This is a genomic window from Micromonospora sp. NPDC050695, assembly GCF_040654415.1.
In the GTDB taxonomy this organism is placed as follows: Bacteria; Actinomycetota; Actinomycetes; order Mycobacteriales; family Micromonosporaceae; genus Micromonospora.
The window spans coordinates 82113-102384 of the sequence record NZ_JBFAHZ010000003.1; the positions used below are offsets into that span (position 1 = coordinate 82113).

The 20272-nt window shown below is 68.6% G+C and carries 12 protein-coding genes and 1 pseudogene; 3 read left to right on the plus strand and 10 right to left on the minus strand.

Going from position 1 to position 20272, the window contains the following annotated elements:
- Positions 1–7 precede the first annotated feature (7 nt).
- Positions 8–1201, minus strand: a complete 1194-nt coding sequence (locus AB0H52_RS03175) for a helix-turn-helix domain-containing protein (protein ID WP_151488188.1) — start codon at positions 1199–1201, stop codon at positions 8–10.
- Between the two features lie 173 nt (positions 1202–1374).
- Between AB0H52_RS03175 and AB0H52_RS03180 the strand changes: the two genes are divergently transcribed.
- Entirely contained in the window at positions 1375–1641 is a 267-nt protein-coding gene (locus tag AB0H52_RS03180; protein ID WP_151488189.1) for a flavin reductase, read from the plus strand.
- Positions 1642–1673: 32 nt separating this feature from the next.
- On the opposite strand, the gene AB0H52_RS03185 is transcribed toward AB0H52_RS03180, so the two are convergent.
- Genes AB0H52_RS03185 through AB0H52_RS03205 form a run of 5 tightly spaced genes read right to left on the minus strand, consistent with a single transcriptional unit; the run spans position 1674 to position 6204 of the window.
- Positions 1674–2948, minus strand: coding sequence for a site-specific integrase (locus tag AB0H52_RS03185; protein ID WP_357944924.1), 1275 nt, complete (start codon positions 2946–2948; stop codon positions 1674–1676).
- Positions 2938–3129, minus strand: coding sequence for a helix-turn-helix domain-containing protein (locus AB0H52_RS03190; protein ID WP_018802379.1), 192 nt, complete (start codon positions 3127–3129; stop codon positions 2938–2940). The genes AB0H52_RS03185 and AB0H52_RS03190 overlap by 11 nt, the downstream gene beginning before the upstream one ends.
- The gene (locus tag AB0H52_RS03195) at positions 3126–4424 is read right to left on the minus strand and encodes a replication initiator (protein WP_357944927.1); all 1299 of its coding nucleotides are present in this window, start codon (positions 4422–4424) and stop codon (positions 3126–3128) included. The genes AB0H52_RS03190 and AB0H52_RS03195 overlap by 4 nt, the downstream gene beginning before the upstream one ends.
- Complete coding sequence (locus AB0H52_RS03200; protein WP_357944930.1) at positions 4421–5884, minus strand: FtsK/SpoIIIE domain-containing protein; 1464 nt, start codon at positions 5882–5884, stop codon at positions 4421–4423. Before AB0H52_RS03200 ends, AB0H52_RS03195 begins: the two co-directional genes overlap by 4 nt.
- A complete protein-coding gene (locus tag AB0H52_RS03205; RefSeq protein ID WP_151488193.1) occupies positions 5881–6204 on the minus strand; it encodes a hypothetical protein in 324 nt (107 codons plus the stop codon). Before AB0H52_RS03205 ends, AB0H52_RS03200 begins: the two co-directional genes overlap by 4 nt.
- 155 nt (positions 6205–6359) lie before the next feature.
- Between AB0H52_RS03205 and AB0H52_RS03210 the strand changes: the two genes are divergently transcribed.
- Positions 6360–6932 (plus strand): GntR family transcriptional regulator, encoded by a 573-nt coding sequence (locus AB0H52_RS03210; RefSeq protein ID WP_151488194.1) that lies wholly within the window; start codon positions 6360–6362, stop codon positions 6930–6932.
- Between the two features lie 468 nt (positions 6933–7400).
- Here the strand turns inward: AB0H52_RS03210 and AB0H52_RS03215 are convergent, their stop codons facing one another.
- The gene (locus tag AB0H52_RS03215) at positions 7401–7826 is read right to left on the minus strand and encodes a hypothetical protein (RefSeq protein WP_151488195.1); all 426 of its coding nucleotides are present in this window, start codon (positions 7824–7826) and stop codon (positions 7401–7403) included.
- A gap of 119 nt (positions 7827–7945) precedes the next feature.
- Positions 7946–15733 (minus strand): ricin-type beta-trefoil lectin domain protein, encoded by a 7788-nt coding sequence (locus tag AB0H52_RS03220; RefSeq protein ID WP_357944936.1) that lies wholly within the window; start codon positions 15731–15733, stop codon positions 7946–7948.
- 445 nt (positions 15734–16178) lie between these two features.
- Here AB0H52_RS03220 and AB0H52_RS03225 point away from each other — a divergent pair, with 445 nt between their 5' ends.
- A complete protein-coding gene (locus AB0H52_RS03225; RefSeq protein ID WP_151490962.1) occupies positions 16179–19292 on the plus strand; it encodes a DNRLRE domain-containing protein in 3114 nt (1037 codons plus the stop codon).
- Positions 19293–19448: 156 nt separating this feature from the next.
- Here AB0H52_RS03225 and AB0H52_RS03230 read toward each other — a convergent pair.
- Both AB0H52_RS03230 and AB0H52_RS03235 read right to left on the minus strand, forming a co-directional pair.
- Positions 19449–19535 (minus strand): annotated as a pseudogene (locus AB0H52_RS03230) (XRE family transcriptional regulator); the annotation flags it as partial.
- A 150-nt stretch (positions 19536–19685) separates the two neighbouring features.
- Complete coding sequence (locus AB0H52_RS03235; RefSeq protein ID WP_151490963.1) at positions 19686–20270, minus strand: GNAT family N-acetyltransferase; 585 nt, start codon at positions 20268–20270, stop codon at positions 19686–19688.
- Between the last annotated feature and the right edge of the window lie 2 nt (positions 20271–20272).

Below are 20272 nucleotides of genomic sequence, written 5' to 3' on the forward strand. Positions count from 1 at the left end.
GGGGCGTCTACTCGGTCGGTCGTCTGGTGCTGTTGGCGGGCTTCTTCTGTGCGCGGCGGTCGATGAGGCGATCGACGGCGGCGATGCGGCGGTGGAGGCGTGCGGACCCGGCGTCGATGGCGGTGCTGTCGATGCGGCGCAGGACGGCGCGAGCGGCGTCGAACTCGCCTGCACGAGCGTGGCCTTCGGCGAGCCAGGTTTGGTAGAGAGCGACCTCGCGGGCGTGGTCGCGGTTGTAGGTGGCGAGTGCTCGCGTCAGCAGGGGTTCGGCGGTGGCGGGTTGGCCGAGTTCGATGAGGCAGCGGGCGGCCATGACATCGATCTCGGTCCGGTTGAGCCAGTAGACCCATTCGGGCTCGGCGACGTTGCCGGAACGCTGGTCGTACGCGTCGTCGACGGCGTCGAGGGCACGGCGGGTGGTGTCGGTGTCGCGGGCTCGGGCGGCGGCCCAGGCGAGGCGTTCCAGCAGCAGCGCGCGTACGAGTGGACTGGCATCGGGGGCGCCGGTGACGGCGGACCGGGCGATGAGCAGCGCGTCTTCACGTTTGCCGACGTTGGTGATCTGGTAGGCGAGGCTGGACAGCAGTTGCGCGCCGAGTGCCCGGTCGCCGGCTACGTCGGCGGCGGTGACGCCGGACATGTAGAGGCGTTGGGCGTCGGGGTAGCGGCCGGCGTCGCTGGCGACCCAGCCGGCGAGTTGGGCCAGTTCACCGATCACGGTGTACAGCCGTTTACCGGAGGCATCGGTGTAAGAGGCGGTGCGGGCGAGGTGCTCGGCCTGGTCGAGTTCGGTGCGGATGACGGGGAGCAGGGTGCGGCTGCCGACGGTGTCGTCCAGGTGCCGAAGTTCGATCACCCGGGATTCCAGCGCCCTGATGAGCCCGGTGCCGATACGACGGCCGGCGCGTAGCTGCGCGGGGACGGGTGGGTCGCCGATGAGCCATTCGTGGGTAAGCCGGACCGGGTCGTGTGGGGTACCGATCGGCACGCCGAGGGCGTGTTCGTAGCGTTCGACGACGTCGGGGGTGGCAGGGCGGCGGCCGGTTTCGACGAGGCCGAGGTAGGGCTTGCTGAAGTGGGTGAGCGCGGCCATGCCGGCAAGACTGTGACCGGCGGCCTCACGGGCGGCCCGCAGCTTCGCGCCGAGGTCGGCGGTGTCGGGTGTAGACGGGGGAAGACTCTGCGGTGGTTCCATGGTCATCTCTTTCCGCTGATCCTGGTGGCAGGCCCAGCGGGGACGTGCATCGAGTCCGGACCTGGCTGGTGCTGTTCCGGGAGGGCCGGGACCGGTTACGAAGATCGGCAGTCTTCATACCCGGGTGCGTGCCCGGCCCTCCCACCGTAGACCACACGTCTCCGGAGGGATGAGCAGCGATGTCGATGCACGTGCCGGTTCGCCCGGCGTGGAGCTGTGCGGGGTGTGGGCTGGCGTGGCCGTGCCCGTCGCGCAAGCGCCAGTTGTTGGCGGAGTTCGCCGGGGCGCGGGTGTCGCTGATGCTCTACCTGTCGCGGTTCTTCGTCGAGGCGTGCGTGGACATGCCGGCCACCACGTCGGGGACGCTGTATCGCCGGTTCTTCACCTGGCCCTACGAGCCATCCGACGGCCGCCACAGTAGCGAGAGCGCCCCGCCGGGGCGGTGATCCCGGCGGGGCGCGTTCTCGGTTGGTCGGGTTCAGTCGTCGGAGGTGGTGTCGGAGTCGTCGTCGGGCTGATCGGGTTGCAGCGCCTGGTCCATGGATTCGACGGCGTGGCGTTGCAGGCGTAGCCGGACGTGAGAGTAGATGTCGGCGGTGGTATGGATCTGCGCGTGACCGAGCAGGTCCTTGATCGTCACCAGGTCCACGCCCTGTTCCAGCAGCAGCGTGGCGCAGGTGTGTCTCAGGTCGTGGAAGCGGATGTAGCGGACGTCGGCGAGTTCGCAGATGGCCTGGTGGTGGCGGTGCACTGCGGCCGGGTCCATCGGCCCGCCCGTGCTGTTGGCGAACACGAGCCCGGTTTCGGTCCACTCGTCGGCGGCCTCGCGCCGGTCGATGTCCTGCCGCCTTTGGTAGCGCTTGAGTGCGGTGACGCAGTCGCGGGGCAGGACGATGCGCCGCGCGGAGCGGTGGGTCTTGACCGGCTGGAACGTCGGGCCGCCTCGGGTGCGGGCCAGGGTGCGCCGTACGTACAGGTGTCCGGTGTCGAGGTCGATGTCGTCCCATTGCAGGCCGAGCAGTTCGCCTCGCCGTAGTCCGGTGCGGAGGGCCAGTTCGAACAGGGGCCCGTGGCGGTGGTAGGCGGCGGCGAGCAGGTAGCGGCGTGCCTCGCCGGCGGTGAACGGTTGGAAGTCGCTGCGCGGGGTGGGTAGCCGTACCGAGCTGGCGACGTTGCGGCCGAGAAGGTCTTCGCGGACGCCGTCCGCGAGCGCAGCCGAGAGGACTGCCCGGATGTAGCGGACTGTCGCCGGGCGGATGTGCTTGTTGCAGCAGCTGCCGATCGCGCAGCAGCGCGGCCGACGGGCCTTGACCGGATGCGTCGGGTTCCGTCTGGCGTCCCAGCCCTGCGCGCAGCACTGGCACACGCTCGGAAGCCGGTCGAGGAAGGTCCGCACATCCCGGACCGTGAGCGTGCCGAGTTTGCGTGCGCCGAGGCCGGGGATCAGGAACCGGCGGACCAGGGACTCGTACGTGACGTACGTGGTGGCGCGGAGCCGGTGCCGGGCGACGCCGGTCAGCCACGCGGTCAGGTACTCGCCGACGGTGAGGTTCGGGTCTGCGGCTACGACCAGGCCCCGGTTCGAGTCGGCCAGCTTCTCGGCGAGCTTGTCGGCCGCCTGGCGGCGGGTGGTGCCGTAGACGTAGATGCGCTTACGGGTGCCGTCGGCGGCGAGGACGTAGCCGGCGCCGCACCATCGGCCGTCGGCGCGCTGAAAGATCGTGCCTTCGCCGTTGGCCTTTCTACCGGCCATGATCGGCCTCCTTGGTCAGTGAGTCGAGGTAGCCGGCCAGGGACCGGGCGGGAATGCGGCGGCAACGGCCGATGCGGACCGAATGCAGCCGGCGGGAGCGGATGAGGTCGTAGACGGTGTGCCGGCCGACTTGCAGCCGGGCCATCACGTCGGTGACCGTCAATAGATCAGGACTGCTCACATGCCCTCCCCGAGCTGGCCGGTGTAGCGCCAGTCCCCAACGGTGAGCAGGTCGGTGCTCGGGTCGACACCGACAGCCTCGGCGTGGCGGGTCAGCCGCCACCGGCGCCGCTCACCACGTAGCGCGGCGAAGGTGGTCGAGTAGGCCAGTGACTTGCTGGTGACGTGGCCCCGGTAGCCGAGCTGGTGCGCCCACCGGCGCAGCCGCAGCCCTCGCAGTTCGGGCAGTCCACCAAGCCGCCAGCAGGTCTCCACCAACACGCGGCCGTGCGCGGGAAGCCGGTCGAGGCTGACGCCGGGACGCCGGCCGGTGCCCGAACAGACCCGACACCAACGGCGAGCCCCATCGGCGGGGCGCAAGCCGTCGCCTCGGCATGCGCGGCAGAACAGCGGTGGCACGTCGACGCCGACGGCCTCGGCGGTCTTCGTGGCGTACTTCGCCACGTACCGGGCCACCACCACATCCCCTGCGGGAAGGGGCTGGATATCGACCTGCCGACCCCACCGCAGCACACGCCCGCCAACGACCGCTGGCGTGGCGACGGCGACGACGGGGACCGCCCGGCGGATCGCGGTTTCCAGGACGGGGATTGTGGCCCAGGTCGGCGGCGGGGTGGGCAGGCCGTCCGGCCCGTCGAGCCTGACAATCGCGTGGAAGTGGACCACTCCCCGCGCCTGGAACTCGGCGACCTTGGCGAAGGCCATCCGCACCTGCCGGGCAGCCTCGCGCCGGGACAGACCCGCCACAGCCGCGAGCGTGCGGCGTGCCTCGGTGGTGAACCGCGCCCACAGCATTCCGGCCTGGGCGTTGAACAGCACCTGCCCCGGATAGTCGTAGCCGTCCGGTTCGAGGGGGGTGCCGATCAGCGGATCGTCCGGCAGGTGCCACCGACCGCATACGGACCGATCGGGGTGGCAGGGACGCAGGACACCGTGCCGGGCGGGGCCGAGGTGTACCGGCCCGAACGACGGCGCGGTCACCGTCACGAACACCCGCGGCCGGGCCACGGTGGTGGGCTCATCGCGGAGACCGGCGGCGATCAGGTGGAAGGCGTCGAGCTTGTACAACGTCGAACACGCCGGACACCGCGCGGCACGCCGGTTACGGCACCGCACCATGATCGTCTGCCGGTCGCCGGTGTCGGCGAGGACACGCCCGGTGCCGGCCTCGACCAGCAGACCACGCCCTGTCAACCGGATCGGATGCCGGCACACACCGACCCGTCCCTCCACCTCCTGAGCGGCGGCGATGCGGAGCAGGGTGTCGGGGTCGCCATGAGGGGTGGATGGCATCATCGGCGCAGCTCCTCTCCACTCGTGGGAGGGCTGCTTGCGGGGAGAGCGGCGGGGTGTTCTTGGCGGAATGAGCCGCCGCCCTCCCTGTCCTGGCTGCCGGGACGTTCTGCCCTGGCGGCGTCGGCGAGCAGCCGCAGCGGGTCACGCACCAGTGCGGCGGTGTCCGATGCGATCCGGCCAGCGGTGGCGTCACTGACGTACGGGGTGCGGACGAGGGTGAACCCGGGCCGGCCTTCGGCGACCATCGAGGCGACCCCGATGTAGGCGGGGTCCTGCAACCGGCGCGGATGCTCATCCGGAAAGCCGGTGATGTCCGAGCCGAGCACCGCCGTGGCCGCCTCGCTGGTGCGCTGCGCGAAACTGACCGCGACCTGGCAGTTGTCCCGGATCTTCGTCGGGATCGCATCCCCGGTCGCCTTCTGCGTCGCCAGGATCACCTGGACACCGACGTTGCGGCCCTTACGCACCAACTCCTCCACCAGCCGGGCCGTCTGCCGCGACACCGCATCGCGCTTCTTCGACTCGACGTCGGTGCCCTTGGACTCGTTGAAAAACGTGTGCGCCTCATCGATCACCACCACAACCAGCGGCCACGAGGCGGACGGGCCGAGATGCCACACGTTCTTCACCCCGAGCACCGCCCGGATACACCGCTGACGACCCGTCATCAGCTCATGCACCCGCGCCAAATGATCACGGACCTGCTCCGGGTCATCCTTCGCCGACAGCCACGCCCGACGTAACAGCTCGTCGTAGTCCGGGCCGCCCTTGCCGTCGATCAACACGAACTGCACCGCCGGACTCGGCGCGAGTTGACAGAACCGGGCGTTCAGAAGCGAGGTCTTGCCGAAGCCGGCCAGCCCCGCGATCACCACCCCGGACACCCCGGACGAGCGGATGGTGACCGGCTGACTGTCGGCGTCGACACCCGCCGACCATGTCTGCACGTGGTCGGCGGTGGTGGTCTGCCCGTTCCAGGCGGTCGGTTGGGTCAGCGGGTCAACCAGCAGCGCCCGCAGCCGGACCATGCCGGGACGGACCTGCGCTACCCGGACCTGCGGCACCCGCCACGCGTCGGCGAGATGCCCGGCGGCGTTCTGGAATTCGGCCAGGCCGAGCCGGCCGACCGTGGAAGCATCGACCTCGACACCCCAGCGTCGCGCCCGTACCCGGACCGGCGGAACCAGCTCCCGCCGCACCACCACCGTCTGCGGCCGGGACGACCACAACGGCGGACGGACGCGTTCGGTCTGGACCAGGCCCACCCGCACGGCGGTCCGACGCCACGTCCACCGGATCCGCCAGCCAACACGCATCGCGGGCCGGATCTCGGCGTCAGTGAGCAGATACCGCAGCAGGTGCGCGGCCAGCCAGACGACCACCACGATGGCCGCCACGCCCAGCAGCACGGCGGGAAGCAGGGTGAGCAATCTCAGATGATTCGAATCGATCGTCGTCATCCAGGCTTCACCGCCGTCAACGCCGACGCGCGGAAGATCTGCCACGGCCGGCCGTTCTTCTCCCCCGCCACCAACGTCAGCCCGGACGCCTTCACCCACTGGCCGACCGCGAGGTCCTTCGGCACCGACGGCTGCGGCACCGACACCCGCAACACCTGCGGAGTTCCGCCCTCGGCCGTCAACGCCAGGGGCACCTCCACCAACGGCGCACCCGTGGCGCGGTCCGTGGCGGCAACCCCGTTCTCCTTGTCCTTGAACTGCGGTGTCGCCCCGGCGAGCACCAGCAGTCCCCTACCACCGTCAATCGGCAGTACCAACACGAGCGTTCTCCTTCGTTCGCCCACCACACCCCAACGGCGTGGTTACTAGGCTTCCTAAGCTTCACGTGACAATCGTGATCTAGTCAAGGGGTTTGACCCAGGAATCTTGAGTAGCCCGTGTAGCTCAATCAGGACAAGACGACTACGATCAGCACATGCCGCACGACGCCGACGACCGACGCGCCCTGTTCCAACGGGTCGTCGACGACATCGTCGACCAGATCCGCACCGGCAAACTCGCCCCCGGCGACGTGCTCCCCACCGCCCGGCGCATGGCCGACACCTACGGCGTCGCCTCCATGACCGCCCAACGGGCGCTACGCGAGCTGCAACACCGCGGCCTCACCTACGCCGTCGTCGGCAAAGGCACCTTCGTCCACCCCCAGGCACCCCAACGCATCGGCACCGACGCCGACCGCCACCCCATCGCCGCAACCACCCAGACCCCGGTCATCAGCGACAACCCGGCACTCAACCGGCGCCTCGCCCTCTACCTGCTCGAACGCGACCGCATCAGCGGCAAGATCGTCGATGCGTTCATGAACAAGGACACCGCCGCCGCCTGGCAAGCCACCGAAGAACTCGCCACCCTCCAACAAGCACACACCGACCTCGCCGACGACCTCGCCGCCTACGAAGCCAACCTCGGACGAGCCGCTGCCAGCGGAGCTTCCGAGCCCGCCGACCAGCCGGCACCGAAGAAGCAGCGCCGCAACCCCAAGGCATAGCCCAGCAGCCCCGCCACCGATGGAACCACTGGGCTAAAAACTGCTTCACCTAATCAAGACGGCCCGGCCCAGCCGGGCCGCGCGCACGCGCTACAGCCTTCGGCCCGCGCGCACGCGCCCAGGCGACGAGCAGGGCGACCAGGCGAGCTTCCCAGTCGAAGCGATCAAGGCCGTGACGATCCCATCACGGGTCAACCCACGCGACGGGTTCCGGGGATCGACGCCACGCCGCTACGCGCCGTGCCAACGAGGAAGCCGCAACTTCGGCATCCAGCCCGACAATTAGATCGACCCATTCGCATACGTTCTAGGTATCTGACATCAGCCCTGACAGCAACCGGCACGCGCACCTATGCCCTGCGACGCACAGAGGCGAAGGGCGGATCGACACGTGACGACCCGCCCAACAGCCTTCATCCGCTCCAATGCCAATCGAGCTTGCCCTTTGCGGGCCGTCACGGATCTACGTCAGATCACCCCGGTCGAGTCGGGCACAATACCGATAGACGGCATACTTTTCCAGGCCTCAGATGGCATGAGCAAAGGCCCCACTAGGGAACGCGCACCGCTGAGGTAACAAATCCACCTCAGCTCGTCGCACGCGAACACGGGCTCCCCTCGTGAATCCACCCAAATCTGCACAACATTTGCGGCAATCCGGGTAATATCCCACCATTCCCAACTTCGCTGTCGCGGGTCAAACGAAAAGAGGAGATCCTGCATCGTCCAGCTCTCATCGCCGCGATGCAAAGAGTATCTGAGCTTGGCATCATTCTGTTCTTGAAGGAAGCCCGCCTCGTTCATCCAGGCTGGAAGACCCGTTTCCGGCAAATCGTCCGCTTCGAAGTCACATGTAGCCGACACCTCAATGCCCGCACGAACAAGCTCCCTCACACGCTGCGCGAACCTGTCAGATTCATCCCAGCTAGCGACCTCCACATAGAAGGCAGCCAAAGGCCCTGATGGCCCTATTTCCGGACGCGACTTTGTCCGAGCGAGCTCACTGTCCGGAGTCATAAGACCCTCCCAGATCCAGGTATTATTGCCCCCAAGAGTCCCGGAAACATTTCCGATGGCAAGCCGTACAAGTCCGGACCCTTCCCAGGGTCGTCAATCTGTGGACGCCCCGCCGAGAATATATTCCACTGTCGCCGACTCATCCCCGAGGGACGGCGCTGGCTAATGGCCGCCGACCTGACACTATTCACGTACGACGTCGGGACGTCGAAGGCAACGATCTGTCCGCCTGAGCCACGGAACTGCTCGGAGTGAGCAATATCTCCGCTCATGTTCAGATGAAGCATCCCGTCACCATTAATCGACACGTTGCCACCCCCATCAACGGAAAGCCGCTGGCTATCCGGGTGGTCTGTCTGCACTCGGTAGATCGTCGTATTGCAGTTGTGGACGAGCACTGGTGTGTTGCCGGCGATCACATAGTACGTGTGGGTGTTGGCGACGGTGAGGTTGTGGACGGTGGCCCACGGGGTGGTCCAGCGTTCGACCGCCGTGATCTGCACGAGGGTGCCGGCACTGGTCCGCAGCATCTGGCCGGATCGCAGGTCGGTGGCGTCGACCCACTCGTTCAGCTCCGGCACCCAGAACGGGTGACCGTCGGTCGCCGTGACCTCGGCCGTGCCTGATCCCTGCTCACCGTCGGTGTCGATGGTGACCTTCACCAGGTGCTTGACACCATCGCCCTTGATCGCGGCGGTGACCGTCTCCACCTCGACCCGACCCGTCTCCGGATCAGTGACCTGGACCTTGTCGCCCGGCTTCACGTCCTCGATCGGCTTAGCGGATCCATCGGCCATCAGGACTTTGGTTCCCGGGACGAAGCTGTTGGTGAGGCACGACTCGCCGCCGTCAGACTTCCCGGCGCCGCCTCCTCCGCTGGCCCCGCCATTACTGCGGCCGGAGGCACCCGACGCACCGCCGGGCTTCGAGTCGCCCTTGCCGGCACCGCCCTTGCCGGCGCCACTCGATGCGGCCGAGGATCCCTTCGGGTTGCCCTTCGCCTGGGCCTGTTTCTGGACCGGGTTTCCGGTCTTCTTCGTGGCGTTCGTCGCCTTGTTACTGGTCGTGTTGATCTTGTCGGCGGCCTTCTTCTTGGCTGCCTGGGCTGCTTTCTTCGCCCGTTCGATCGCCAACTTCTTGGCGTTCAGCGCCGCCGTCTCCGCCGCTCGAACAGCCGCCAGGACAGCCTCAGCCGCCCGTTTTGCGGTCTTCCACGCCTGGATCGCCGCGATCGTCCGGTCGATCGCCCGGATCACGGCCGGGATCTTGCCGATCTTGCCCCAGGGAATCGCTCCGATGATCAGGCTGCCGCACGCCCACATGTCACCGCCGAAGCAGTTGATGGCGTCGTTGATCCCGATGAAGTCCTTCAGCATGTACCACGCCGAATCGAGGATCACCGACATCAGCGAACGGCCCATGTTCGCCTGCGCCTGGGAGACCATCGCCGCCGACAGGCCCGCGCCCGCCAGCGCCGCCGCCGTCTCCGACGCGGTCAGCGCCACCGACAGACCGGACGGGTCCGAGTGGGTCACCGGGTTGTTGTGGGCGTACGCGTACCCGTTGGACTGTGCCGGGTCGGTCAGATCCAGGACCGGGTCGGCGGAGAGGAACCGACCCACGCTCGGGTCGTACAGACGCGCGCCGAGCGGGGTGTAGCCGGAGGCGTCGTCGCGGACCGCGCCGAGGAATCCCTTGTTGTTCTGCATGTTGACGCTGAGCGGGGTGGTGCCACGCTGGTTGCCGAACGGGTCCTGCTTGCGGATCCGCACCGGCATCGCCGTGTCGTACATGCCGATCTCGGCGTACGTGCTGCCCTGGTGGTCGCCGGCGAGGGCCAGCAGGTTGGACCCGTTGACCGCACGGTTCGCGTAACGGACCACGGTGCCACCCGGCGCCGCGTACGAACGTTGTACGGAGACCTGCACCCCGCCCTGCTGCACGGTGAGCTGCGCCTCGCCCAGGTTCAGGGTGGCCTGGCGCTGCTGGATCGTCAGGAGACGGGTGCCACCCGGCCCGTAGATGTGCCGGGTCTCGTCCTGCGCCTCCCACTGTTGCGCGGGCACATTGGCGCATGCGGCCAACACGATCGGCGTGCCATCGGTGGTCGCCGCGTCCTTGACTGCGACGCAGAGCCCGGACGCGGTGTGCTTGAGCTGGCCCGTCGACAGGCGTTCCAGTTGCTGGCCCGCCGAGCCGGTGCATGCCTGCACCGCGAGGACCGAGCCCGCGGTGTTGGCAGCCGGCTGGAGACACCAGGTGTCGTACGCGGCGAGCGTGCCCAGGTTGGCGTTGCTCTGGTTCGGCGTGGCAGCGAACGCCCACTTCTGTGCGGGCGACTCGTTGCACGGGTAGAGCATGAGGGGCTGGTTGGGGGTGGCGAGTCCGTTGGTGAGGTCAAGGCACTTGCCGGCCAGACCGACGTACGGGCTCTTGCCCTTGCTGCCCGCACCGACGATCCGGTCGATCTGGCCGTCGTAGGTCCAGGACAGGGTCTGCTGGTCGCCGTTCTCGATCGAGGTGACGGACTTCGTCTCGCCGGTCAGCTCGTACAGCCGCTCGGCGGCGGCGGTGACCGCAGCACCGGCCGGGGTGACGTAGTTCTTGGTCACCTTGGTGAGGGTGCGCGGCTGACTGCCGTCGGCCTTGCCGTAGGTGTACGTGCTGGTGGCGTCCTTGGCGGTCGCGCCGGTCAGGTCCTTCTCCACCAGCTTGGTGCGGTTACCGAGCAGGTCGTACTCGTACTCCTGCCAGTAGCCGGACTTGTCCGGGCCGGCCGCCACGTTGACGGAGCCGTCCGCGTTGACCGGGCCCGGCGAGCACTGCGCCTGGTTCTTCGCGGTCCAGGCCGTCTTCACCCGGCCGAGCGCGTACTGGAAGCACTGCCGCTCCTCGATGCCGGTCGCCTGCTCACGGATCGCGAGGACGTTGCCCGCGTCGTCGTAGGCGTAGGAGCGGTTCGAGACGAGGTTTCCGCCGACGACGCTCTTGTCACCGGTCTGCTCGCGGTAGACCTGCTGGCTGTTCAGGGCACCGCTGGCGTCGTCGTACGAGGCCATCGTCCACACCCGGTACGGCTGGGCGCCGAGGGTGGACCGCAGCACCTGCCCGTACGGCGAGTAGACGGTCTCCGCGCCATACCAGTCCTTACCGGACACCGACAGGGGCAGGCCGCCCTTGGTGTAGCGGACGAGGAGCTTCTCCGACGGCAGGCTGCCGACGGCGGGCAGCGTGGTCGACTCGGGCAGACCGGTGTCGGTGTAGCTGTATTCGTAGGTGTAGGAGGTCCGCAGGCCCCACGTGTCGGCGATGGCCTGCGGCAGCGTGAGGGTCGTCGACGTGGGCTGGTAGTCGTCGCTGTAGCCGCCGACCGTCTGGGTGTACGACAGGCCGTCGGTGTACCGGGTGGCGCTGGCCGGCAGGCCCTTGCCACCGGCGACGGTGTCGTAGGTGAACTCGCCCAGGAGTGTCCCGGTGCTGCCGCCGAGGCGCTGCTGCGTCGGGCGGGACAATTGGTCGTAGCCGTTCCAGACGGTGACGTTGCGGGCGTTGGTGGAGGTCAGCTGCCGGTCCCGGTGGTCGTACGTCATCCGGGTGGTGCCGGAGTCCGGGTCGGTGGCGGTCTCCAGCCGGCCGCGCTGGTCGTAGGTCCAGGTCCACGGGCGGGTCGGGTCGGCGGAGTGGGTGGCCTTCACCATCTGGCCGCGCGCGTCGTGCTCGTACCGCATCGTGGTGAACTCGGTGCGGGCGGTGTTGGTGAAGGTGTCGACCCGGGTCGTGCGGCCCAGGGCGTCGGTGAACAGCCGGTAGGAGGTCGCACCCGCCGGGTTGATCACCGTGGAGTGGTCGGCGCCGTACGCGTAGCTGGTGGCACGCCCCGACTGCTCGCTGCCGGCCAGTACGGGCAGTTCCTGGGTGACGCGGCCGAGGCCGTCGTAGGTGTAGAGGGTGGCGTTGGGTACGGGTGCCGGGTTGGCCGGGTCCACGAACGGCATGAACAGCTGGCCGCTGGGCGATCCGTTGGCCAGGTAGGCGTTGTTGGTCCGCCATACCTCGCCGGAGCTGTTGTACTCCGTGTCGGTGATCAGCCGGCCGCTGCCGGTGGCCTCCTCCTGGCTCTGCCGTTCGCGGCCCAGGCCGTCGTAGATAGTGACGGACGTCTGGATCCGGTTCTCGTGCCCCCGGCTGAAGGTGGTGACGTACGGCGGTTTCCCGGCGGAAACCGTGTACTGGGCCCGGAAGTCCGGGACGGCCGTGGACGACGGGGTACGCCCCGGGCCCCAAGCCTCGACGAGGCGGCCCAGCGCGTCGTACTTCGCCTCGCTGACCCGGTCGTTGAGGTCGGTGGTCTTGACGGTGACCGCGCGGCCCGGGTCCAGCTCCCGGACCTGCTTGTGCCCCAGCGAGTTCTCCTCGGTGACGCTGGTGGCCTGACCGGTGGCCGGGGTGTAGGTGATCCTGGAGGTCTTGCCGTCCGGGTCGGTGCTGCTGACGACGCGACCGATGGCGTCGAAGCCGGTGGTGCCGTCGGACTGGAAGCCGGAGCCGTCGCCCTTCAACGACCAGGTCTGGCTCGCCAGGCCACGGGTCGAGGCGCCAAGGGCGACGTCGTACGCCTGCCCGTCGTAGGCGACCCGGCCCGCGGAGCTCAGCGTCTTGAGGTCGTCGAAGTTGGCGGCGGCGCAGGTCGTCGGGCTGGTGAGGATCTGCTTGGTCAACCCGATGAGGTTCTTGTCGTCGCGGTGCAGGTAGTCGATCCGGGTGCAGGACTCGTCGCCGTCCTTGCCGGTGTCACCGAGGGACTCAATGCGTTCCGGCAGGCCGAGGGCGTCATCGAACTTCGTCGTCGTCTCGACCTTGCGCAGAGTGCGGGCGTCGTCGCCGGTGCCGGAGGACCTGGTGTACGAGGTCTGCCGGGGCTCGGTGACCCGCCACGCCTTCAGCGGGCTCAGGCCGTCGTCGCGTGAGCGCGACGCGAGTTCCTGCGCCTCGGGGTACGTCACGCTGCGGGTGAGCCAGTTGCCGTCGGCGTCGTCGGCGTTCGCGTACGTCAGTTCCTCGGCGACCCGGCCGGCGAACGCCTCCCGGTCCTTGGCGATCTCGACCTCGGCGGCGTCCTTCACGGAGACGTTGTCGCCCATGCCCCGGAAGTAGCGGGTGACGGACTTGGTCCGCTTGCTGCCGATGTCGGGATCGTCGGCACCAGTGAGGACGGTGACCTGGTCGACGCCGGCGAACTGGGAGTACGTGCGGGTGGACTTCTTGGTGAACTCCTGCTCGGCGAGCCGCCAGGCCGGCTTGCCGTACGCGTACCTGGTGATGGTGGTGTACGCGCCATCCAGGTTGGGAAGTTCCTCGACGCTGTCGACGACGTACTTCTGGAACCAGTCGATCTCCTCGGCGGCCGGGTCCGGATGCCAGAAGGCGGGGTAGCACAGTCGGTCGTTGGCCTTCAGCGCGGCGGTGTCGCTCTTGCCGGGTAGCCCGGTGCCCTCCTTGCAGTCGTCCACCGGCGCCTTGTAGTTGATGACGGTCTCGCCGCCGTACTCGTTGATGACCCGGGCGATCCGCAGCCGGGAGAAGCCGGGCCGGCTGTCCCGCTTGACGCGGTTCGGCATGTCCTCGGTGTTGGACTCGAAACGCACCGCGTTGAGCGCGATCTTGTCGTCGTTCCTGCCGTGGCCGGTACGGGTGATCGACTCCAGCCACAGGGCGGTGTTCGGGCCGGTCTTGAGGATCGGGAACGACTGCTTGAGCTGGTACTCGTCCACGAGCTGAAGCGACTTCGCCGACGTCCGCTGCGCCGACGTGGTGATCGTGTCGAGGCGCTTGCGGGTGAAGAAGGACGGCGAGGCGTTCCAACACTTCTGGCCGCCGACGCATCGCAGGTCGGCCGGGGTGTCGTACCAGATTCGGTACTTGTCGGGGTTGGTGCTGGCGAAGTTGCCGTCGGTGCAGGTGAGGGATCCCTCGGCGAAGCAGCGCTCCGCGACGCTGAAGGAGATCCGCGCCAGGGGCTCCTCGGAGAAGATGGTGTTGGCGCGCTGCCCGTAGTCGATCCGGGCGAGGTAGCCGCCACGGTCGTAGCTGACCGGGTCCTTGAAGTTGAAGTTGCGGGCGTAGTGGTTCGTCTCGCGTTCCCACCACAGGCTCATGGCGTTGCCGTGGATGTCCTCGACGTAGTCGAGGGACCACCGCCACGCCTCGGTGCAGACGGAGCCGGCCCAGTTGCCCGCCTTGTAGCAGGGCTCGTCCGAGTGGTTGCTGTAGACGGGCACGGTGAGCACCGAGTTGGTGACCGGGTCGTCGGCGGCGCTGCCCCGGTCGGACCAGCCGGGCAGGCGGTTGCGGCCGAAGTGGTAGCGGGTGCCGTCCCGGGTGGTGACGATCCAGTATTCGCCGTCGGCGTCGCCGTTCGCCAGGCTGGTGTCCTGCACCAGCTGGACCTTGGAGCCGTCGCCGTTGGCGGTGAACCATGCCTTCTTGCCCTCGTCCCAGACCAGTTCGGTGGTCATGCCGGCAAGCGACAGGGTGGCGTTCTTCGAGCCCCAGCACAGGTCGGCGGTGCGGTGCGTGGAGTTGTTCGCACCCGGCTTCTTCGAGTCCTCCCGGCAGCTGGCGTAGCTGCGGGTGATCGCCCCCGCGCTGTAGTCCCAGCCGTCACCGATCCAGGACGCCTGGTTGTTGGTGGCCGAGGTGCGGCCGTCCACCGACTGCGAGGAGTACGACAGGGCGACCTTCGGCATCAGGCCGGCGGCCGTCTCGGGGGTCTGCACCTGGTACGAGTAGGTGAAGGCGCCGGACGACGAACCCGCCGCCCAGGAGCCCGAGGAGAGCAGCGGAGTGGCGGTGAAGTCGCCGGCCGCCGACGCTCCGGTGTCCAGCACGCCGACGACACTCGAGCCTTCCGCCGCGGCCGTGCGGGCGCCGGGCCCACCGGTCGCGTTCTGTGCGCCGAGCAACGAGCCCACGGGCACCTTGCCGGTGACGACCCGCTGCGTCGGCTCGTTGGCGGTGGCCGTGCCGCGGGCCGATGCCTTGGTGGCCGGCAACAGCTTCACCTCGCTGGGCACCACCTGGGCACTCGCCGCACCGGACATCGTCCCACTGCCGCCGTCGGTGGCGCAGTCGCCGGCGTCGGGGGCGTCGAAGACGCAGTTGGGCAGCAGCATGACGCCGAAGCGGTCGGCGGCCAGCGGACCGTAGAGATCGGCGAAGTCCGTGTAGGTGACGTGGAGCGCGACCTCGGCGGCCGGGTCGGCGGTGGCCGGCGGCGTGATCTTCATGATCAGGCCAGACACGCTGGCCGCCTGGGACGCCTCGGGGGCAGCGAGGTCGACGGTCCAGGTCCCGGCGAGGGCGGCCGGGTCGCCACCGTCCGGTACGCCGAGGGAGACCGGCAGATCGTCGACCTTCTTGGTCTCGCCAGCGACGACGCCGGTCAGGTCCACGGCGCCGCTGTCCTGCTGCCACGGCTCGACGGACCCCGGCACGTACGGGACCACCGGCACCTGATCGGCGGTCAGCAAGTCAGTGTCGGCTTCCCCGTTCTGAGCGACCTGCTTGCTCTCCGGGACGTCCGGCAACTGGACCTGGGTGTCCTCGCGGCTCATGCCGGGTCCGGGCACCGCCCACGCTGCGGCGGGCACGGAGGTCGCGACGAGTGTCGTGGACAGGAACAGCACCAAGGTGGTGTGTGCACGACGCCGCCAACGAGGGCGGACCGCCTCCGTCGAGGTCCGTCGGCCATGCCACCGCCGGGACAGCAACCCGATACCACGCATACGTGTCGACTCCACCCAGGCGCAAAACGAACGAGAAGGCGCGGACAACCGCGAAAAGCACGTGCCACTGTCGGCACGTGCGTGAGCACTCTGCGGTAGTCGCGGTCCCTACTCAAGGCCAGATGTCCGTCACCGAAGTGGCATCAGGTGATCTGGGTCACTCGACGATTGGTGATCAGTTAGCTGCGCATGGCAACAACCGGACACAGTGGACAGATTTGTCTATACATGGCGGTTCCGCGCTACCAAAACGTACACAAGATCGAATTCCGCCCGCACGTTCGGCGACGCCGGCGCGATATATAACAGATTTATAACGTTGCCGGGATGGACGAGAACGGCTCACGTCATGCGATCGTGTGCTCGCATTTGCCCCTCGGCCCGCCGACGGGGCCGCTTGCTGTGCCTTCCCTTGTCGCCGGCCCCCCACGGGAGTAGAAGCGCCGTGACCGTGCCTCGCCTGCTCAGCCCGTTCGTGCGTACGCGCACCAGGCTGACTCTCACCCTGGGCGTCCTGCTGGCCGCACTGGTCGCGACTCTGCTGCCGCTGTCGCGGAGCGACCAGCCGCGCCGCGCCGCCCTCGCGCCGGTGCCGGCCGCACCCCGCAACGAGGCGTCGGCCATGGCCGACGCCCTGAAGATCGGCAAAGACGTGCTGGTGGACACGGCCACCACCGCCACCTCACTCACCTGGGCGATGCCGAGCGGGCAGCTGCGCACGACGATCCACGCCGTACCGCAGCGGGCGAAGAACACCGCCGGACAGTGGGCGGCGGTCGACAACACGCTGACCCGCGCCGGAAGCGCCACCGGCGGGCTGGACATCCGTCCGGTCAACGCCGCCACGCCCGTGCGGTTCTCCGGCGGCAGCGCCCCCGGTCAGTCCGAGGGCACCGCGAGCATCCTGACCGAAATGGACGTCGAGGGTCACACCATCGCGTACACCTGGCCCGGTCGCCTGCCGAAGCCGGTGCTGGACGGCCCGCGCGCCCTCTACCCCGAGGTCCACCCCGGCGTGGACCTGCTCATGGTCGCACGCGACGACGGCGGCTTCGGCCAGCTGCTGATCGTCAAGAATCGTGAGGCCGCCACGATCCAGGCCGTCCGCTCCCTCACCTACGGCCTGCGCTCCGACACAGTGGTCTTCCGTCGGGACGCGACGACCGGCGGCGTCCTCGCCCTGGACAAGGTCAGCGGCGAGGAGGTCAGCTCGATCCCCAGCCCCTTCGCGTGGGACTCCGCCGGACGGGATCCCGAGGCTCCGGAGGCCGGACCCCGCACCGCCGTCGCCACGCCCTCCGACGTGCTGGCGCTGTCCGGCCTCGTCGGCAGCGAGCCCGGCGCCCGCCAGGCCCAGATCCCCACCCGACTCGACGGTGACGGCACCGGCAACGTACGACTGCACCTCGACGCCGCCGCCACCGGGCTGCTCACCGGCGCGGACGTGCTCTTCCCCATCTTCCTGGACCCGACCCTGATCAGCGGCAAGCTGGCGTGGGCCACCGTCTACTCGCAATATCCCAACGGCAACACCTACAACGGCACCAACTACAACTCCGGAACCACTGACGCCCGAGTGGGCTACGAGGAGGACTCGCCGCTGCGAACCCGCTCCTTCTGGCGGATGGGCTACGACGCCGGGATGAAGGGTGCGACGGTCACCTCGGCGAGCTTCAAGGTGCTGAACAACCACTCGTGGAGCTGCAGCGCCAGGGAGATGCAGCTCTGGCTCACCGGTTCCATCTCCAGCGGCTCGACCTGGAACAAGCAGCCGGCCTGGAAGGAGGAACAGTCGAGGCGTTCCTTCGCCTACGGCTACGGCAGCAACTGCACCGACGACTACGTGAGCTTCGACGTAAAGAAGGGCGCCCAGGACGCCGCCAACGGTGGCTGGTCGAACCTGACTTTCGGCATGCGCGCCAGCAGCGAGTCCGACACCTTCACCTGGCGCAAGTTCAAGGTCACCTCCGCGGAGCTGAGCGTCACCTACAACCGGCCGCCCAACGAGCCGACGGGCGGCACCACCTCACCCGGTGGCGCCTGTGTGCCCGGCACCGGCGGAGGCGTGATGGTGGCGAAGACCAACATCGTCCTGTCCGCGTCCTCCTCCGACGCCGACGGCAACCTCAAGAGCCTGCGCTTCCGCTTCTGGAAGAACGGCACGGCCGTTCCGGCGGGCACCGTCGTCACCACCACGAGCGCCGGCAAGGCGACGCTGACGATCCCCGCCGGCAACCTGGAGGACAAGGCGGTCTACTCGTGGGAGGTGAGCGCCGAAGACGCGGCGGGCGCCTCGTCGTCGTTCTTCCCACCCGGCAGCGAGCCCTGCCGCCTCACCATCGACGCGTCGGCACCCCCAGCACCGGACGTCACCAGCGACGTCTTCAAGGAGGCCACCCCCGACGGCGCGACGTGGGCGACGGTCACGTTCGGCGAGACCGGCCCCATCACGTTCGCCGCCTCCGGCGCCACGAGCTTCACCTACTCGTTCGAGAGCATCGGCACGGTGAGCGTGCCGGCCACCGCCGGCACCGCCACCGTGCCCAACCTGGCACCCCGGCACGCCGGTCCCACCACCCTGCACGTTTACGCGTACGACGCGGTCGGCAACCGCAGCGCCCGCACCGACTACACCTTCTACCTGCCGCCCCGCTCGACCGCTGACGGCCCTGGTGACACCGGCGGCGACGGGATACCCGACCTGCTCCTGGTGGACTCCTCGGGCAACCTGCGCAACTATGCCGGCGACACGGGTGGCGAACTGTACGCGTGGCTCGTCGGCTCGTACGCCGGAGACAAGCTGAACCCGACCGGTCACTGGTTCGACCCGGGCACCGGCAAGGCTGCCCTGGTCACCAAGCACTCCGACACCTACCCGGGCGACGGCACGACCGACATGTTCGCCCGCACCCCGGACGGCGGCTTCTGGCTCTACCCCGGTGACGGGTACGGCACCTTCGACGTCGACCGCCGGCTGCGGGTCCTCCTACCGGCCACCGGAGTCGGCGGAACCCCCATACCCGCTCCGGACACCTGGACCCAGATCAAGGCGGTCGGCGACATCACCGGCGACAAGCTCCCGGACCTGATTCTGCGAGCGGGGACCGCCTTCTGGACGCTGAGCGGCTACACGGGCGCGAGCTTCCAGGAGGCGACCCTGATGGAGGGCACCGCCTGGGCCCGACGGGAGGTCGTCAACGTGGCCGACATCGACCTCGACGGCACGCCGGACATGCTCTGGCGGAACCTGGACAACGGCAACATGTACGTCCGGCACGGCAAGCCCGGCTCGACCTCGGGCAGCGTGAACCTGGATTCGCTCAAGTCGGCCGCCGCCTCCCGCAGCGGCGACGTCTCGTACGGCACGGGATGGTCGGAGGCCAACATCAGCGCGATGATCAGCATCCCGGACGTGAATGGGGACCGGGTTCCTGATTTCTGGACCCGCTCCGGCACGGACGGCATGATGCGGATCTACCACCCGTCCACCACGAACACGGGTGGTCCGGTGAAGGTCGTCCTGGGCGACGACTGGCGTGGGGTCAAGTCCTTCGGCTGAGCCACCGCGTCGCGCCAACGCGCAACAACGGGCTTGAGCAGCTCTTCACTCGGGCCCGTTGTTGCGCTACGGCTGTCTCAGCCTCGAACGTCAGCCGCACTGGTCCTGATCGATAAGCCGGTGCTCCTGCCAATCGCTGCGTACGGCCGAGCTCAGCGCCCGCTCGCCGAGGGAGCGCCAGGCGTCTTCGTAGATCGCAATCTCGTGGGTCTTGTCAAGGTAGACCGCGCCGCACGGTCCGTCCCTGACTGTCGTCGCGTAAGACACCTCGTCCCTTGGTCCGCATTCTGCTCCGAAAGATTGCGCCAGGCCAGTGGTGAAACGACCATCGTGAATGACCGAACGACAACTCGGGGCGGCCACTTACGCGAGCGCTATACCTCAGAGTCATATTTATGACTTTGAGGTATACGGCTCTACGGAGTCCGGGGCTCCGGACCGCGCCGCCAGGACGAACGTCTCCAGCTCCTCGCCGCCGTACCAGTCGCTGCGCCGGCCCACGTGGGCCATGCCGAGTCGCCGGCACACCGCCATCGACGCGTCGTTGCCGGGCGAGACGACCGCGTAGATCTCCGGGGTGCCGGCGGCGAACTCCCGTGCGACGAGCGTCCGCGCCGCCTCGGTGGCGTACCCGTGACCCCACGAGTCCGGGTGCAGGTGCCAACCCACCTCGATGTCCTCGGTACGCCGTTTCTCATCGCGACCCGGCAGCGGCTTGAGCAGCGCCGTGCCTACCACCCGGCCGGTGTCGCGTACCTCGATCGCCCAGGTGCCGTACCGGCCGTGGTCGGCGGCGTGCCGCTCCTGCCACACGCGCAGCCGCTCGGCGGCCTGGCTCGAGTCGGTCATCGGCAGGCCGGGAACTCCCAACCAGCGGGTGACCTCCGGGCGGGAGTAGATGTCGTAGATCCGGGTCAGATCAGCCGGGTCGGCGGTCCAATCACGCAGGATCAGGCGTTCGGTGGTGAGACCAGTCATGA

Coding starts and splice junctions, on each gene's coding strand:
- AB0H52_RS03175 (WP_151488188.1), bottom strand. CDS start 1,201: ATGACCATGGAACCACCGCAGAGTCTTCCCCCGTCTACACCCGACACC.
- AB0H52_RS03180 (WP_151488189.1), top strand. CDS start 1,375: ATGTCGATGCACGTGCCGGTTCGCCCGGCGTGGAGCTGTGCGGGGTGT.
- AB0H52_RS03185 (WP_357944924.1), bottom strand. CDS start 2,948: ATGGCCGGTAGAAAGGCCAACGGCGAAGGCACGATCTTTCAGCGCGCC.
- AB0H52_RS03195 (WP_357944927.1), bottom strand. CDS start 4,424: ATGATGCCATCCACCCCTCATGGCGACCCCGACACCCTGCTCCGCATC.
- AB0H52_RS03200 (WP_357944930.1), bottom strand. CDS start 5,884: ATGACGACGATCGATTCGAATCATCTGAGATTGCTCACCCTGCTTCCC.
- AB0H52_RS03210 (WP_151488194.1), top strand. CDS start 6,360: ATGCCGCACGACGCCGACGACCGACGCGCCCTGTTCCAACGGGTCGTC.
- AB0H52_RS03220 (WP_357944936.1), bottom strand. CDS start 15,733: ATGCGTGGTATCGGGTTGCTGTCCCGGCGGTGGCATGGCCGACGGACC.
- AB0H52_RS03235 (WP_151490963.1), bottom strand. CDS start 20,270: ATGACTGGTCTCACCACCGAACGCCTGATCCTGCGTGATTGGACCGCC.